Source organism: Micromonospora sp. NBC_01740 (assembly GCF_035920365.1).
GTDB classification, from domain to species: Bacteria; Actinomycetota; Actinomycetes; order Mycobacteriales; family Micromonosporaceae; genus Micromonospora; species Micromonospora reichwaldensis.
Window position 1 is genome coordinate 1778676 of sequence record NZ_CP109150.1, and the last position, 14934, is coordinate 1793609.

At 69.9% G+C, this 14934-nt stretch carries 12 protein-coding genes and 1 tRNA gene; 12 read left to right on the top strand and 1 reads right to left on the bottom strand.

What is annotated here, in order from left to right; translation table 11 throughout:
- Positions 1-653 precede the first annotated feature (653 nt).
- From OG989_RS08570 to OG989_RS08585, 4 genes are all read left to right on the top strand, one after another.
- Positions 654-1133: an Imm1 family immunity protein gene (locus OG989_RS08570; RefSeq protein WP_327030202.1), complete on the top strand. Its 480-nt coding sequence runs from the start codon at positions 654-656 to the stop codon at positions 1131-1133.
- A 562-nt stretch (positions 1134-1695) separates the two neighbouring features.
- A complete protein-coding gene (locus OG989_RS08575) occupies positions 1696-3264 on the top strand; it encodes a replication initiator (RefSeq protein ID WP_327030203.1) in 1569 nt (522 codons plus the stop codon).
- Positions 3261-3458 (top strand): excisionase family DNA-binding protein, encoded by a 198-nt coding sequence (locus OG989_RS08580; protein ID WP_113973362.1) that lies wholly within the window; start codon positions 3261-3263, stop codon positions 3456-3458. Before OG989_RS08575 ends, OG989_RS08580 begins: the two co-directional genes overlap by 4 nt.
- Complete coding sequence (locus OG989_RS08585) at positions 3458-4675, top strand: tyrosine-type recombinase/integrase (RefSeq protein WP_327030204.1); 1218 nt, start codon at positions 3458-3460, stop codon at positions 4673-4675. The genes OG989_RS08580 and OG989_RS08585 overlap by 1 nt, the downstream gene beginning before the upstream one ends.
- A gap of 86 nt (positions 4676-4761) precedes the next feature.
- On the opposite strand, the gene OG989_RS08590 is transcribed toward OG989_RS08585, so the two are convergent.
- Positions 4762-4833, bottom strand: a tRNA-Lys gene (locus OG989_RS08590).
- 522 nt (positions 4834-5355) lie between these two features.
- Between OG989_RS08590 and OG989_RS08595 the strand changes: the two genes are divergently transcribed.
- From OG989_RS08595 to OG989_RS08630, 8 genes are all read left to right on the top strand, one after another.
- Positions 5356-6501 (top strand): ROK family transcriptional regulator, encoded by a 1146-nt coding sequence (locus tag OG989_RS08595; RefSeq protein WP_327030205.1) that lies wholly within the window; start codon positions 5356-5358, stop codon positions 6499-6501.
- 73 nt (positions 6502-6574) lie between these two features.
- Positions 6575-8095, top strand: a complete 1521-nt coding sequence (locus OG989_RS08600) for an ABC transporter substrate-binding protein (protein WP_151452570.1) — start codon at positions 6575-6577, stop codon at positions 8093-8095.
- A gap of 81 nt (positions 8096-8176) precedes the next feature.
- Entirely contained in the window at positions 8177-9118 is a 942-nt protein-coding gene (locus OG989_RS08605; protein WP_327030206.1) for an ABC transporter permease, read from the top strand.
- On the top strand, positions 9115-10896 hold the full coding sequence (locus tag OG989_RS08610) for a dipeptide/oligopeptide/nickel ABC transporter permease/ATP-binding protein (RefSeq protein WP_327030207.1): 1782 nt from the start codon (positions 9115-9117) through the stop codon (positions 10894-10896). Before OG989_RS08605 ends, OG989_RS08610 begins: the two co-directional genes overlap by 4 nt.
- Positions 10893-11735: an ATP-binding cassette domain-containing protein gene (locus OG989_RS08615; RefSeq protein WP_327030208.1), complete on the top strand. Its 843-nt coding sequence runs from the start codon at positions 10893-10895 to the stop codon at positions 11733-11735. The genes OG989_RS08610 and OG989_RS08615 overlap by 4 nt, the downstream gene beginning before the upstream one ends.
- A gap of 30 nt (positions 11736-11765) precedes the next feature.
- A complete protein-coding gene (locus tag OG989_RS08620) occupies positions 11766-12653 on the top strand; it encodes a sugar phosphate isomerase/epimerase family protein (RefSeq protein WP_327030209.1) in 888 nt (295 codons plus the stop codon).
- Positions 12650-13711: a Gfo/Idh/MocA family protein gene (locus OG989_RS08625; RefSeq protein ID WP_327030210.1), complete on the top strand. Its 1062-nt coding sequence runs from the start codon at positions 12650-12652 to the stop codon at positions 13709-13711. The genes OG989_RS08620 and OG989_RS08625 overlap by 4 nt, the downstream gene beginning before the upstream one ends.
- A gap of 22 nt (positions 13712-13733) precedes the next feature.
- Entirely contained in the window at positions 13734-14816 is a 1083-nt protein-coding gene (locus OG989_RS08630; RefSeq protein WP_192581231.1) for a Gfo/Idh/MocA family protein, read from the top strand.
- The last annotated feature ends 118 nt before the right edge of the window (positions 14817-14934 follow it).

The following is a 14934-nucleotide window of genomic DNA, read 5'->3' on the forward strand; positions in this document are numbered from 1 at the left end:
CCCGTTTGGGGAGCGGGCCGCCGCCCGGTCCGCCACGTCAAGCGGACCTTGACGGCTCGTACGGACGCTGGCGGGCCGGGCAGGGGTTTGCTCGGCTCGCCCGGGTCGATGGCAGGCGGGATGGCCTACCGCAACCACCCACGGACCGCGAGCCGCCGGCGGTGCCCCGGCCATCCTGGAGCCGGAGCGCCCCCGCCGGAGGCGCGGTAGCCGCAACCCCGGCGACCGCCGCCAGCTCGCCGACGCGGCCGGCGTGCGCTGTCCTACGCCGCGCGGGTCGTGGCCGCGCGGCCCGGCCGGCTGCCGGCCCACCACCACCCGGTCAACGGCCCTGTCGTGCTGCGGCGGCCCCTTGGGCTCCCCGCTCTCCGCGCCAGCCGCCGGGCGTTGTTGCGTGGCCGGAGCGGAGCGACAGCGGAGCGACGGACGCGCGCCCAGGCGGCGGCGCGTGCGGCCCGTTCAGGGCCGCCTTGATGGACGTACAGAAAGTCCTCCCACACCGGCCGGCAGCCGGCCCGTCGTGTTCGGCAGATACTTGACATGATCCTCAGAGTCCTTCGGGAGGATTCACGGTCCGCGACAGTGCGCGCATCACGGCAGACGGTGTTGGCCTACCTTTCGAGGGGCCTGGCTGGATCGCTACGGTGTCGGGCGTGATTCTGTCTGTGAGCAGTCGGGTGATCGCTGAGCCCTGGCGCCACGCGACGACGTTGGAGGAGAAGGCTCGGCTGGTTGGGCTCACGATGGAACGGCTCCCGTCTGATGATCTCGCCTGGTTCGGCGTCGCCGACCGGCCAGTCAGTTACGACGATCTGGCGTCGGACACCTGGCTCGCCGTCGCTGTCAACAAGACGGCTGGCTACGGGGCCTTGATGTGGTGTGTCGATTCCAGTAGCCCGAGACGCGGCGGCATCTATGAGCACGTCTGGCTGACCGACAATCCAAGCCCGCCGCAGGTCGACCCACAGGTCGTGGCGAACCCCGACTCCGGACTGATCCATAGCCCTCGCAGCACGCTGCCCGTACCCCAGATTCGGCTGGCCGTCGAGGAGTTCTGCTACGGGGTCACCGGCGACCGGCCGGAGCGAGTCAGTTGGGCACGCGGCGACCTGATCGGCCGCCGCCACGACTGAACGGCAGCGGATCGCCCTCGTTCCACCAGCGTTTCGAGCCGCGTCTACATCAGGTCCTGGTTATTTACGGCGGGTTGACGTGTCGGCACGCGGTGCTACTCTGGCGCTCGTCGAGGACGCCAGCGCGGCCTTCCCTCCGGATCGCTGGACTCGACTTCGGAGATGTCGGGCGGCCTTCCTGCCGCTGATGCGGGCCACGTCCCGCCGGCTCTCGATCTCGCCGGCCGCCGTGCCGGTTTCCCGAGTCCGCTGAGCGGCCCAGAACGGCCTTGCCTGCCGTCCATGGTGGCCCGGACTCGTACTCCACGGGTGGGGGCAGCCTGCGGCAACCCGCCGGATGCCGACATCCCAGGCTCCCCACCCGTGCCGGCCCACTCACCAGGTTCACGAGCGCGAAAGGACATGACCCATCGGCGGGACGTGGCACCACCACGAATCCGCCCTCCGGCGTCAGCCGCCCTTCCGGCGGTGCCAGGAGACACGACGAACACCACCACCGGACAGGCGTCCACGGCTGGTGGTGCTTCGTCTTTCGTCCCTGCCACCCCGTGAGGAGAGAGTCGTGTCCACACCCCTCGACCTGCACCGTCCTGGTCCCGCCGTCGGCCGTGACGCCCAAGCCCTGCACCGCGCTGCCATGCCGGAGTTCTCCGGCTGGCTGGAGCACACCCGTACCGCCGGCGGCTGCGCCCGCCCTGTTCGCCTCACCGGCACGATCGCCGCTGTCGAGCGGCAGACCGGCCGGGTCCTGGGCGAGCAGCACACCGACGAGCTGCCCGACCAGGTGCTCTACAAGGCGTGCGGCAACCGTCGCGAATCGCACTGCCCCGACTGCGCCTGGGTCTACCAGGGTGACGCCTACCAACTCGTCCGCTGCGGCCTGACCGGCGGCAAGGGCATCCCCGCCTCGGTAGGCCGGCACCCGGTCGCCTTCGCCACCTTCACCGCCCCGTCCTTCGGTGCGGTCCACCACCGCCACGTCCCACGCCACACCTGCCGCAACCGGCAGCGCTGCGACTGCCGCCCGGCTCCCTGCCGTGCCCGCCACACCACCGGCACCTGCCAGCACGGACAGCCCGCGGCGTGCTTCGCCCGTCATGACGCCGACGATCCGCGGCTCGGGCAGCCGTTGTGCCTGGACTGCTACGACCACGGCCACCAGGTCGTCTGGAACTACTTCTCGGGCGAACTGTGGCGGCGCACGAAGCAGGCCATCGAACGCCACCTCGCCGGCCTCTGCCGCAGACGCGGCATCCCCTTCGTCCAGGTCGTCACGGACTCCGGCAAGGTGCGCCGGCTGCCGCCGGTTCGGGTGTCGCACGGGAAGGTTGCCGAGATGCAGCGGCGGGCAGCCGTGCACTTCCATGTCCTGCTACGCCTCGACGGCGTCGACCCCGACGACCCGGACGCACTCGTGCCGCCGCCGGCCGGCATCACCGTCGACGACTTGGAGGCAGCCGTCCACGCCGCCGCCCGACAGATCACCGTCACCACGCCTTCGCACCCCGACCAGCAATGCGGCTGGGTCGTGACCTGGGGCGAGCAGGTCGACGTCCGGCGCATCAACAGCGCCAGCGGCGAGTTGACCGACGGCAAGGTGGCCGCCTACCTCGCCAAGTACGCCACCAAGGCAACCGAAGCCACCGGCCACCAATCGACCCGCCTCACCCCCGCCACCGTCGACAACTACGCCGATCCGGAAGGGGACCACCTCGCCCGCCTCATCGACGCCTGCTGGCACCTTGGACGGCCCACCCGCACCGACACCGCCAGCGGCGCCGCAACGGCCGGCGACCGTCAAGGCAGCCTTGACGCCAAACCGAACGCCTACGCCGGACTGCGCCGCTGGGCGCACATGCTCGGCTTCGGCGGTCACTTCCTCACTAAGGCCCGCCGCTACTCCGTCACCTTCGGCCTGCTTCGGGACACCCGCGCGACCTTCCGCCGCGCCGTGGACGACGACCCCACCGACACCGTGACGGTTGGCATTCTCACCTACGCCGGCTCCGGGTGGCTCACCGAAGGCGATGCGCTCCTGGCCAACACCGCAGCCGCCCAGCGCCGGCAGGCCAGAGGCATCGGCCGGGAAGAACTCGCCCACGAAGCCTGGCTCGTCGGGGCCGCCGCATGAGCAGAGACCTCACCCCGCGCTGGTACTCGCCCGCCGAGGTCGCCGTCCTGCTCGGTTTCGGCATCTCCAAGGTCAAGATGAAGATCGCCACCGGCGAGCTGCGCTCCATCAAGGATGGCAAGTACCGCCGCATCCTCCCCGAATGGGTCGACGACTACATCCGTGACCAGGTCGAGCGGCAGGAGGCGGCCTGATGCCGGGACGCAGTCGAGCCAACGGCGAAGGCTCGATCTTCCCGTACCGCAACGGCTTCGCCGCGTACGTCTGGGTGGAGAAGCCCGACGGCAAGCGGGGCCGGAAGTGGGTCTACGGCAAGACCCGCGAGGAGGTCCACGACAAGTGGATCAAGCTGCACGGGCAGGCCAAAGCTGGCCCGGTGGCGACGCGCTCTCCGACGGTGGGGGAGTACGCCAGCTACTGGCTGCGCGAGATCGTCAAGCCCAACCTCGCCCCGGGCAGTTACGTCACCTACGAGGTGGTGGTCCGGCTCTACCTCGTCCCGGGGCTCGGCCGAAAGCGCCTCGACAAGCTCCGGGTCAGCGACGTGCAGACCTGGATCAACGAGGTTGGGCGAACCTGCCAGTGCTGCGCCCAGGGCAAGGACGAGCGGCGCAAACCCGCCCAGCGTCGCTGCTGTGCCCTCGGCCGCTGCTGCCGGGATCTGCCCTCGGCAACGAGCGTCACCCACCTGCGGACTGTGCTCCGGACGCTGCTCTCCCAGGCGATCACCGAAGGGCTGATCACCCGCAACGTCGCGTCCCTGGTGAAGCTGCCACCGGTACGCAGGCGCAAGCGGAAGGCGTGGACGAGTGACGAGGCGCGGCGCTTCCTGGAGTCGGCCCGCGCCGACGACCCGCTCTACGCCGCGTACGTCCTGGTCCTGGTGCTCGGCCTGCGCAAGGGTGAGATGTTGGGGCTCACCTGGGCTGACGTCGACCTCGACGCGGGGGAGTTGACCATCGATCGGCAGCTTCAGCGGGTCGGTGCGGAACTGCTGCACCGGGAGACGAAGACGGCCGCCTCGGACGCCACCCTGCCGCTGCCGGACATCTGCACCGTGGCGCTCGACCGTCGTCGCACCGCGCAGAACGCTGCCCGGGACGCCGCCGGCCCGGCCTGGCAGCCGTCAGACCTGATCTTCACCACTCGCTACGGTCGGCCGCTCGAACCACGGAACTTCAACCGTTTCTGGGACCGGCGCTGCGATGCTGCCGGAGTCCGGCGGATCACCGTCCGGGACGCCCGGCGGACCTGCGCCTCGCTCCTGGCCGACCTGGACGTCCATCCCCGGGTGGCGATGCAGATCCTTCGGCACGCCCAGTTCGCCATCACGATGGAGATCTACACGGTGGTGTCGTCGGCGGCCACCCGCGACGCGCTCAAGCGGCTCGGTCAGGCGCTCGACCGGTGAAGGGGCCCACTGCTGTACTTCGCTGCTGTATCGGCCCGGAGCATGGCAAGAGCGACCCCCTAAAGGGCCGCTGACCTGCGGAGGAGTGGGCCGCCAGGGACTCGAACCCTGAACCTATGGATTAAAAGTCCACAGCTCTGCCATTGAGCTAGCGGCCCGCGCGCTCAGGTTACCGGAAGGCGGCCGGTTGCGACTCTCGGCTTTCGTGCCGTAGGCGGAACCGGCAGCTCAGGCGAGGAGCGCCCGTCCGCGACGGCGCTTCCGGGCGTACAGGAGGAATCAGGCCGGGCGGCGCGGAGGCCGCCGGAAGGTCAACTGCCCGGCCCTCGGGGGGATTTGATCTAGGCAGGCGGGGGCCGGTCGTGGTCCGACGATCGATCCTGAAGAAGGCTGGCGAGCCTCCGGTCGGACCTTATCGGAGAGCCGGCGCCCATGGTGTCCCTCCTCGTCGCCGTGTCGGCTCGCCGGCGTGCTGTCAGGCCCGTCCAGCGCCGTGGTCGGCGGCTCTACCAGGGGTGTTAACTGGCCGAAGCCGCCGCGAAAAGCGGGCCATGGGAATGTAACAACTTGGGAACAACGCGAGCCGCGTTCTTGTCCGCAGTTTGTTAGCCGCCTGTACTAACCGGGTGACCTGCATTGATGAGACGGGAACCACACCGCCGGAGCCCCAGGACCGCGCGGTGGGGGCCCTGCGGCGAGACCGGGTTCCGGCCCGGGTCCGCTCCGGCGAGAAGGTGCTCCCGGAGCAGGCCCGCGTGCACAACCGCGAGTTGCTGCTGCGCACGCTCTACCGGGAAGGGCCGCACAGCCGGGCGGATCTGGCGCGACGCACGGGGCTGACGAGAGTCTCGGTCTCGGACGTCGTGAGCGACCTCCTCGCGGACGACCTCGTGGTCGAGGTCGGTACGCGGGCGGGGACGCGGCCCGGGAAGCCGGCCATGATGCTCGAGTTCAACGAGCACGCCTGCCAGTCGGTCGCCGTGGACCTGAGCCACTCGACGCTCTACCGGGGGGCCGTGCTCGACCTCGGCGGCTCGGTGGTGGCACGCCAGCAGGTCGAGAACGAGGGCAGCACCGGAGCCGACGCGTTGGCGAAGGTCGTCGGTCTCGTCGGGGCGTTGCGCGAACAGGTGACGGCGCCGCTGCTCGGCATCGGCATCGGCATCCCGGGGATCGTGGACCTCGGCGGCGTCGTCCTCAGCGCACCCAACCTCGGCTGGAAGGACCTCAACCTCCGGTCGGTGCTGGCCGAGCAGTTCGGCTGCCCCGTGGTCGTGTCGAACGACGCCAACGCCACCGCGCTCGCCGAGCGCAGTTACGGCGAGAGCGCGGCGGACACCCTCCTCGTCCGGGTCGGTGTCGGCGTGGGGGCGGGTCTGCTGCTCGGCGGCACGCCCGTCCTGGGCAGCAGGTTCGCGGCCGGCGAGATCGGCCACGTGGTCGTGGACACCGGCAGCGAGCGGGCCTGTGTCTGTGGAAAGTTCGGCTGCCTCGAGACCTGGCTGTCGACCCGGCGTATCCAGGAAGACCTCTCGGAAGCGGGTACCGACGCGGAGCACACCCGGGTCCTCGCCGCCGCGGGCGAGGCACTCGGTTCGGTGCTGGCCCCGATCGTGGCCGCCATCAACGTCTCGGAAATCGTCCTCAGCGGGCCGCACCGGGTGCTGGAAGGACCGCTGGCCGCCGCGGCGATGGAAACCATCCGGCAGCGCGCCCTGACCGAGGTTCACGGCGACATCGTCCTGCGGCTCTCGGAGCTCGGCGACGACATCGTCCTGCGCGGCGCGACCGCCATGGTCATGAGCCAACAACTCGGGATCGCCTGATCCGCTGATCCGATCCCCGTCACTTACAGCGACGCCGACCGGCGCTGGCTTTGCAGCAATAGAAGGGAACACGGTGCAACTGACACGCACGCTGACGGCAGCGTTTGCCGTTGTCGCTCTCGCCCTCGCCGGTTGTAGCGGTGGCGGGCAGGCGAATGAAGCAGGCTCGTCCCAGCTCGTCCTGGGCAACAACGGCGACCTGCTGACCTGGGACCCCGCCGAGATGAAGGAAGGCGCGGTCATCCACTACGCGGAGGCTGTCTACGACCCGCTGCTCCGCAAGACGTCCGAGTCGAAGATCGAGGGCAACCTGGCCACCTCGTACGAGTACAACGCCGACCTCACCGAGCTCACCCTGAAGCTGCGCGACGGTGTCACCTTCAGTGACGGCGCCGCCTTCGACGCCGACGTGGTGAAGGTCAACCTTGAGGCGCGCAAGAAGGGGGCGGGCAGCGCCTCCGAGGGGGCCCGGGCGATCGAGCGCGTCGAGGTCGTGGACAAGGCCACGGTGCGCCTGCACCTCAGCGAGCCCAGCCCCGGCCTCCTGGCCGCCCTGGCGACGTACACGGGGTACATGGCGAGCCCCAAGGCGCTCAGCGCGGGCACCATCGCCTCGAACCCGGTGGGCTCCGGGCCCTACACGTACGACGCGGGCGCCTCCGAGAAGGGCGTCAAGTACACGTTCAAGGCGCGCGACGGCTACTGGAACCGCGAGGCGTTCCCCTTCGAGAACGTCGTGATCCGCCCGTACGAGGAGTTCACCGCCCGGTACAACGCGCTCGCCACCGGCCAGATCCAGTTCATGTACGGCACCCCCGACATGGTGCCGAAGGCCAAGACCGACGGGCTCACTGTCAAGACGGTGCCCGGCGAGTGGCAGGGCATCATCCTCCAGGACCGCGCCGGCAAGGCGTCGGCGGCACTCGGCGACGTGCGGGTGCGGCAGGCGATCAACCACGCGCTCGACCGCAAGGCCATCCTCGAGACCCACTACGGCGGCTTCGGCCAGGTCTCCACGCAGACCTTCAACCCGTCCAGCGAGGCGTGGGTGCCGGAGCTGAACGCGCGTTACCCGTACGACCCGGCGAAGGCGCGCGAGCTGCTGGCCTCGGCGGGCTACGGCAGCGGCTTCAAGATCAAGGTCTCGTACAGCGAGGGCTTCATGTCTCCGCTGGTGCCGATCGTCACCCAGTACCTGGGCGACGTGGGCATCACGGTCGAGCAGGTGCCGGTCAACGGCTTCGCCAACGGCGGGCTGGAGACCCTGAAGGGCCAGCCGGCCTTCATGCTCTCGTTCTCCACGAACATCCCGGCGTGGACGGACGTGCTGAACAAGCTCACCCCGACGTCGCTGTGGAACAACTTCAAGTACACCGACGAGACCGTCACCCGGCTGCTCAAGGAGATCCCGGCCGCGCAGGGTGACAAGCAGGCCGCCCTCTACAAGGAGCTGAACACCCACCTCGTCGAGCAGGCCTGGTTCGCGCCGATCGTCACGCAGGAGAACGTCTACCTGTTCAAGTCCGACATCGACGTGACCATGCAGCAGGCGCAGCTCATGCCGAGCCTCCGCTTCTTCGCCCCGGCGAAGTAACCGCCGATCGACCCCGGATGGGTCGGGCAACGGTCCGGCCCATCCGGTGGATCACTACAGCTCATCTAGGAGGTAGCAGGCATGCTGGGCTTCATCGGTCGGCGGTTGGCCACGGGCCTGCTGCTGGCGTTCTCCGTCGTGACGGGGATGTTCTTCTTCCTCATGCTCACCGGCTCCGATCCGGCCCGGGGCGCGCTCGGCCTCTACGCCACGGAGGAACAGGTCGCGGTCAAGCGGGAGCAGCTCGGCCTCGACCGGCCGCTCGTCGAGCAGTACCTGAGCTGGCTGGGCGGGGTCGTACGCGGTGACCTGGGGGTCTCGTCCGCGCAGAACACCGACGTGAGCGACCTCATCGTGACGAGGTTGCCGGTTACCGTCTCCCTGGCGTTGGGCGCCGTCCTGGTGGCCGCCGTCCTCGGCGTCGTGCTCGGACTGCTCGCGGCGACCCGGCCCGGGACGTTCGACCGCGTGCTCCAGGTGTTCATGGTGTTCGGCTTCAGCCTGCCGAACTTCTGGGTCGCGATCATCCTGGCCCTGGTCTTCGCCGTGCAGCTGGGCTGGTTCCCCGCCACGGGCTACGTGCACCTGAACGACTCACCCGGCGGTTGGATCTGGTCCATCACCCTGCCGATCGTCGCGCTGTCGATCGGGTCGATCGCCGCCATCGCCCAGCAGTTGCGGAACTCCGTGATCACCGTCAACAGCCAGGACTACGTCCGTACGCTGCGCAGCCGGGGCCTCTCGCAGCGCGAGATCCTGCTCACCCACGTCCTGCGCAACGCGGCTCCGCCGGCGCTGACGATGCTCTCCCTCCAGTTCATCGCGGCGATGAGCGGCGCCGCCATCATCGAGCGCGTGTTCGGCCTCCAGGGCATCGGCGCCGTCGCCATCAACGCCTCGGGCAACAGCGACATCCCCGTCATCATGGGCGTCCTGCTCTTCACCGTGCTCGTCGTCGTACTCGTCAATCTCGCGGTCGACATCCTCTACGCCGCACTGAACCCGAAGGTACGGAACGCATGAGCGCCGACGTGACGCCCCGCGCGGGCCTGACAGCCAGGAGATTCCGCTCGTTCCTGCGTAACCCCATGGGCGTGGTGGCGGGCGGCGTCCTGCTGGCCATCGTCGCGGCGAGCATCCTCGCGCCGCTGCTCGCCCCGCAGGACCCGAACCTGGTGGTGCTCTCGGAGGCGCTCCGCCCGCCGAGCGGCGACCACCCGCTCGGCACGGACGGCAACGGGCGGGACATCCTCAGCCGCCTCCTGTGGGGCGGCCGGGTGAGCCTCCAGGCGGGCGCGATCATGGTCGCCGTCGCCCTTCTGTGCGGGATTCCCGCAGGTCTGCTCGCCGGCTACCGCGCGAAGCGGTTCGACGGGGTGTCGAGCTGGATCTTCAACATGCTGATGTCGCTGCCGGAGATCCTCATCATCATCGTGGTGATCGCCTCCCTCGGCAGCGGCCTTGCCCCGACGATGATCACCCTTGGCGTGCTGGCGTCGCCGGACATCTTCCGGCTGACCCGGAGCGCCGTGATCGCGGTGCGCGAGGAGCTCTACCTCGACGCCGCCCGCGTCGCGGGGCTCTCCGACCTGCGCATCATCTTCCGCCACGTGCTCTCCGTGGTGCTGGGGCCGGTCCTCGTGCGGTCGTCGTTCATCTTCGGCATGGCGATCATCGTCCAGTCCGGCCTGGAGTTCCTCGGCTTCGGCGACCCGCAGCGCCCCAGCTGGGGTGGCGAGCTCAGCAACGCCTTCCAGAACTTCCACCGCGCGCCCGAGCTGGTCATCGCGCCCGGCGTCGCCATCGGCCTCACGGTCATGGCACTCGTGCTCTTCGGCACGGCCCTGGCGGATTCGCTGGGGGTCAGCCGCAAGCCCAAGGCCAAGCGGGCCGCGCGGTCCGCCGGCCGGGACGACACGACGGTCGTCCAGGGCGAAGCCGACCGTACGCCCGCGACCGCCCTCCCCGCGGACACCCTGCTCCGCGTCGAGGACCTGTCGGTGCGGTACGTGGCCGAGGACGGAGCCACCAAAGACGTGGTGCGGGGCGTGTCGCTGCACGTCGCGCGGGGAGAGGTGCTCGGCCTGGTCGGGGAGTCCGGCTCCGGGAAGTCCCAGACGTCCTTCGCGATCCTCGGACTCCTGCCACCCGACGCCTCCGTGTCCGCCCGGCACCTCTCCCTCGACGAGCGGTCCCTGATCGGGCTGCGCGAGGGCGAGTTGCAGAAGCTGCGCGGGCCGCAGATGGCCTACGTGCCGCAGGAGCCAATGTCCAACCTGGACCCGTCCTTCACCGTCGGCGCCCAGCTGACGAAGCCGATGCGGCGCAAGCTCAACCTGTCCAGGAAGGCCGCGCACGAGCGGGCCCTGCACCTGCTCGAACGCGTCGGCATTCCCGACCCCGCCCGCACGCTCGCCGCCTACCCCCATCAGCTCAGCGGCGGAATGGCGCAGCGGGTGCTCATCGCGGGCGCCGTCTCCTGCGATCCCGAGCTGCTCATCGCGGACGAGCCGACCACCGCCCTCGACGTCACGGTCCAGGTGGAGGTCCTCGAACTCCTCCGCGACCTGCAACGGGAGCGCAACATGGGCCTCATCCTGGTCACCCACAACCTGGGTGTGGTCGCCGACCTCTGCGACCGGGTCGCGGTGATGCGGGACGGCCTCGTCGTCGAGCAGCAACCCGTCGCCGAACTCTTCGCCAACCCGCAGCACGAGTACACCCGCATGCTCTTGGACGCGACCCTGGAGGACGCCCCTCCCCGGCGGTCGCGCGACGACCTTCAGGAGGTGCAGTCATGAGCACCCGCAACGATTCCGACGCTCCGCTGCTCGACGTCCGCGACGTCAACGTCGTCTATCGCGGGTCCGGGTGGCGCAGTCCGTCCTTCCACGCGCTGCACGACGTCTCGATGCAGATCCGGGCGGGAGAGACGGTCGGCCTGGTCGGCGAGTCCGGCTCGGGAAAGACGACCCTGGGCCGCGCGCTCCTGGGGCTCGCCCCGATCAGCGCCGGCACGGTCACGTTCGACGGCGCCGACATCACCCACGCGAACCGGCGCGCCCGCCGGGCCCTGAGCCGGGACATCCAGGTCGTCTTCCAGGATCCGTACTCGTCGCTCAACCCGGCGATGTCCGTCGAGAGCATCCTCGCCGAGCCGCTCAGGGCGCAGGGAATGCCCGGGGCTGAAGCCTCCGCGCGGATCGGTCAGCTGCTGGGCCAGATCGGCCTGGAAGCCGACGCCGGGCGGCGGTACCCGCGCGAGTTCTCCGGCGGGCAACGGCAGCGGATCGCCATCGCCCGCGCCCTCGCGCTGAAGCCCCGACTCATCGTCTGCGACGAACCGGTCAGCGCCCTCGACCTCTCCACCCAGGCACGCATCCTCGACCTGCTCATCGACATCCAGGAGCAGACCGGCGTCGCGTACCTCTTCATCTCCCACGACCTGTCGGTGGTCCGCTACATCTGCCACCGGGTCGCGGTCATGCTCAAGGGCCGCATCGTGGAGACCGGTGACGGTGACACCGTCACGTCACGACCGCGCCATGCGTACACGAACCGGCTGCTCATGGCGTCGCCCATCCCTGACCCGGCGCGGCAGGCGGAACGCCGCCGCCAGTACGCCGCGCTCTCCTCCTGACCCCGCCAACCCCGACCGAAGGAAGTACCCGTGCAGTTCGGCTTCAGCTCCTACTCCTTCTACCAGCACCTGCGCACCAACCGGATGAGCCTCTTCGAGGTCATCGACTGGATCGGCGCCAGCGACGCCACCCACATGGAGATCGCGACGGTGTCGCTCTCCCCGGAGATCTCCAACGACACCTCCACCCTCGACCAGGACCCCGGGTTCGTCCAGGAGATCAAGACCCGCGCGGCCGACCAGGGCGTCACCCTGTCCAACCTCGTCGTCCCGGCCGACCTCCTCGGCGAGGGCGCGGAGAAGAGCATGCAGCGGGTCAAGCGGCACATCGAGGTGGCTGCCGCCCTGGACATCAAGCTCTTCCGCCACGACGTCGCCAAGTGGGCCCACCGGGCGAAGGACATCGCCGAGTTCGAGGCGCTGCTGCCCCGCATGGTGGAGGCGTGCAAGGAGATCGCCCAGTACGCCGCCCCGTACGGCATCACCACCAGCGTGGAGAACCACGGGCTGCTCATGAACGGCGGTGAGCGCGTACGCCGGCTCATCCACCTCGTCGACGAGCCGAACTTCAAGACGACCCTCGACGTCGGCAACTTCATGTCGGTCGACGACAACCCGGTGGTGTCGGTCGCCGAGAACGCCCCGTACGCCAGCATCGTGCACCTGAAGGACTTCTACGTCCGCTCGCAGTACCCCGGCGACGGCTGGCACCACACCCCCGGCGGCACCTACCTGCTCGGCTCCATCGTCGGCTACGGCGACCTCGACATGCGCAGGATCGTGCGGGGCATCGTCGACGCCGGCTACGACGGCTTCGTGTCCATCGAGTTCGAGGGCATCGAGGAGTGCCTGATGGCCAACCCGATCGGTCTGGCCAACGCGAAGCGGCTCTTCGCCGAGGCGGAGGCGGCGAAGTGAGCCGGCTCGGTGTGGGCGTGATCGGCGTCGGGAGCATCGCGGAGATGCACCTGGGCGCGTACGCCGCCAACCCGGACGTCCACCTCGTCGGGGTGTTCGACGTCAACCAGGAGCGGAGCGCGCAGAAGGCCGAGACCTTCGGCGTGACCCGCGTGCACCCGACGCTCGACAGCCTGCTCGCCGACCCCGAGATCGACGCGGTGAGCATCTGCACGTGGAACGACAGCCACGCGGAGATCGCCACGGCGGCGCTCGACGCCGGCAAGCACGTGCTGGTGGAGAAGCCCTTGAGCCGTACGGCCGGCGAGGCCGAGGCGCTCGTCGAGGCCGTCGAGCGCAGCGGCAGGCACCTGGAGATCGGCTTCGTCCGGCGCTTCGGCGCGAACGCCAAGGTCCTCAAGTCGTTCGTCGACGCCGGGCTGCTGGGCGACGTCTACCACGCGCGCGCGACGAACATCCGACGGCTCGGCAACCCCGGTGGCTGGTTCGCGGACCACAAGCGGTCCGGCGGGGGACCGCTCATCGACATCGGCGTGCACGTGCTGGACCTCTGCTGGTACTTCATGGGCACCCCGAAGGCCGTCACGGTCAGCGCGGTCACCCACACCCGGCTGGGCAACCGGGCCAACGTCACGTCGCTGTCGCGGTACAAGGTCGCGGACTACGACCCGACCCAGAGCGACGTCGAGGACTTCGCCACGGCCCTCATCCGGTTCGACAACGGGGCGTCCCTGACGCTGGAGACCAGCTACTCCCTGCACGCCCTCGAGGACCGCCTCGAAGTGGCGGTCTTCGGCGAGCGCGGTGGCGCGGAACTCGAACCGAAGCTTCGGATCGCCACCGAGATGCACGACACCATCCTCAACGTGGGACCCCAGATCGACCACCTCAGCTTCGACTTCGCCGAGGGGTTCGCCAACGAGATCGCGCACTTCGTCTCGCTGTGCCTGGGAGAGGCCGAGCAGGTGGCCCCCGTCTCCCACGGCACGGAGGTCATGCGCATGCTCGACGGGATCTACGAGTCGGCGCGTGCCGGCCACGAGATCAGGCTCTCCTGACATGGTCCACGACGGAGGGTCCGTGCGGGTGGGGGTCGTGGGGTGCGGAAACGTCAGTTCCCGCTATCTGGCCAACCTCGCCGGGGACCCGGCGGTCACCGTCGTCGCCTGCGCCGACGCCGACCCGGCGCGCGCGCGGGCGCTCGGCGCTGCCCACGCGGTGCCGGAGGTGCACCCGGTCGACGCCCTGTTGACCCATCCGGACATCGACCTGGTCCTCAACCTGACCCCGCCCAGGGCGCACGCCGAGGTGACCCTGCGCGCCCTGGAGCACGGCAAGCACGTCTACACGGAGAAGCCCCTGGCGACCACCATGGCCGACGGGCACCGCATCGTCGAGGCCGCCCGGGCGCGGTCGTTGCAGGTCGGCACCGCGCCGGACACCTTCCTGGGCGTCGGGGCGCAGACCTGCGCGGCACTGCTCGCCGAAGGCGCGATCGGCACCCCGACCTCGGTGAACGCCGCCATGATGAACGCCGGGCCGGAACGGTTCCACCCCGAGCCGGAGTTCCTCTACCAGGAGGGCGCTGGACCCCTGTTCGACATCGGTCCGTACTACCTCACGGTGCTGACCGAACTCATGGGTTCCATCGTCCGGGTGGGGGCGCTGGGCGCGACCGCGCGTACCGAACGCGTCGTGTTGGCCGGGCCCCGCGCGGGGGCGACCTTCAGCGTGCAGACACCCACCCACATCAACAGCGTCCTGGAGTTCGCCAGCGGGGCCATGGGCATGCTGGTGACCAGCTTCGACGTCGTGGCGACGCGTACGCCGCACCTCGAGATCCACGGCACCGAGGGCACGATCGTCGCGGCGCAGGCCAACTCGTGGGGCGGCCCCGTGCTGCTCAGGGCGGCGGGCAGCACCGACTTCGTCGAGGTGCTCCCCGGCCCACGCGACTCCGACGGGTTCATGGGGATGGGTCTGGTCGAGATGGCCAGGGCCATCCTGGCGGGGCAGCCCGCGCTGGCCGCGGCGACACGGGGGCTCCACGTCCTCGAGGTGCTCACGGCCATCGCCGACGCCGCCCGCTCCGGCGGAGGCTTCACGACGATCAGTTCGAGGCTGGAGACCCCCGGTCGACGTGACACGGGTGTCGTCGGGTGAGGGCCGGCCGAGCGCAGGCAACCGCCGCCGGAGACGCCGGCCCGTCGTGGGCGGGCGTCTCCGGGCGTACGGGATGAGGCAGGCCCGGTGCGGGCACCTCCGGGCGTACGGGAGGAGG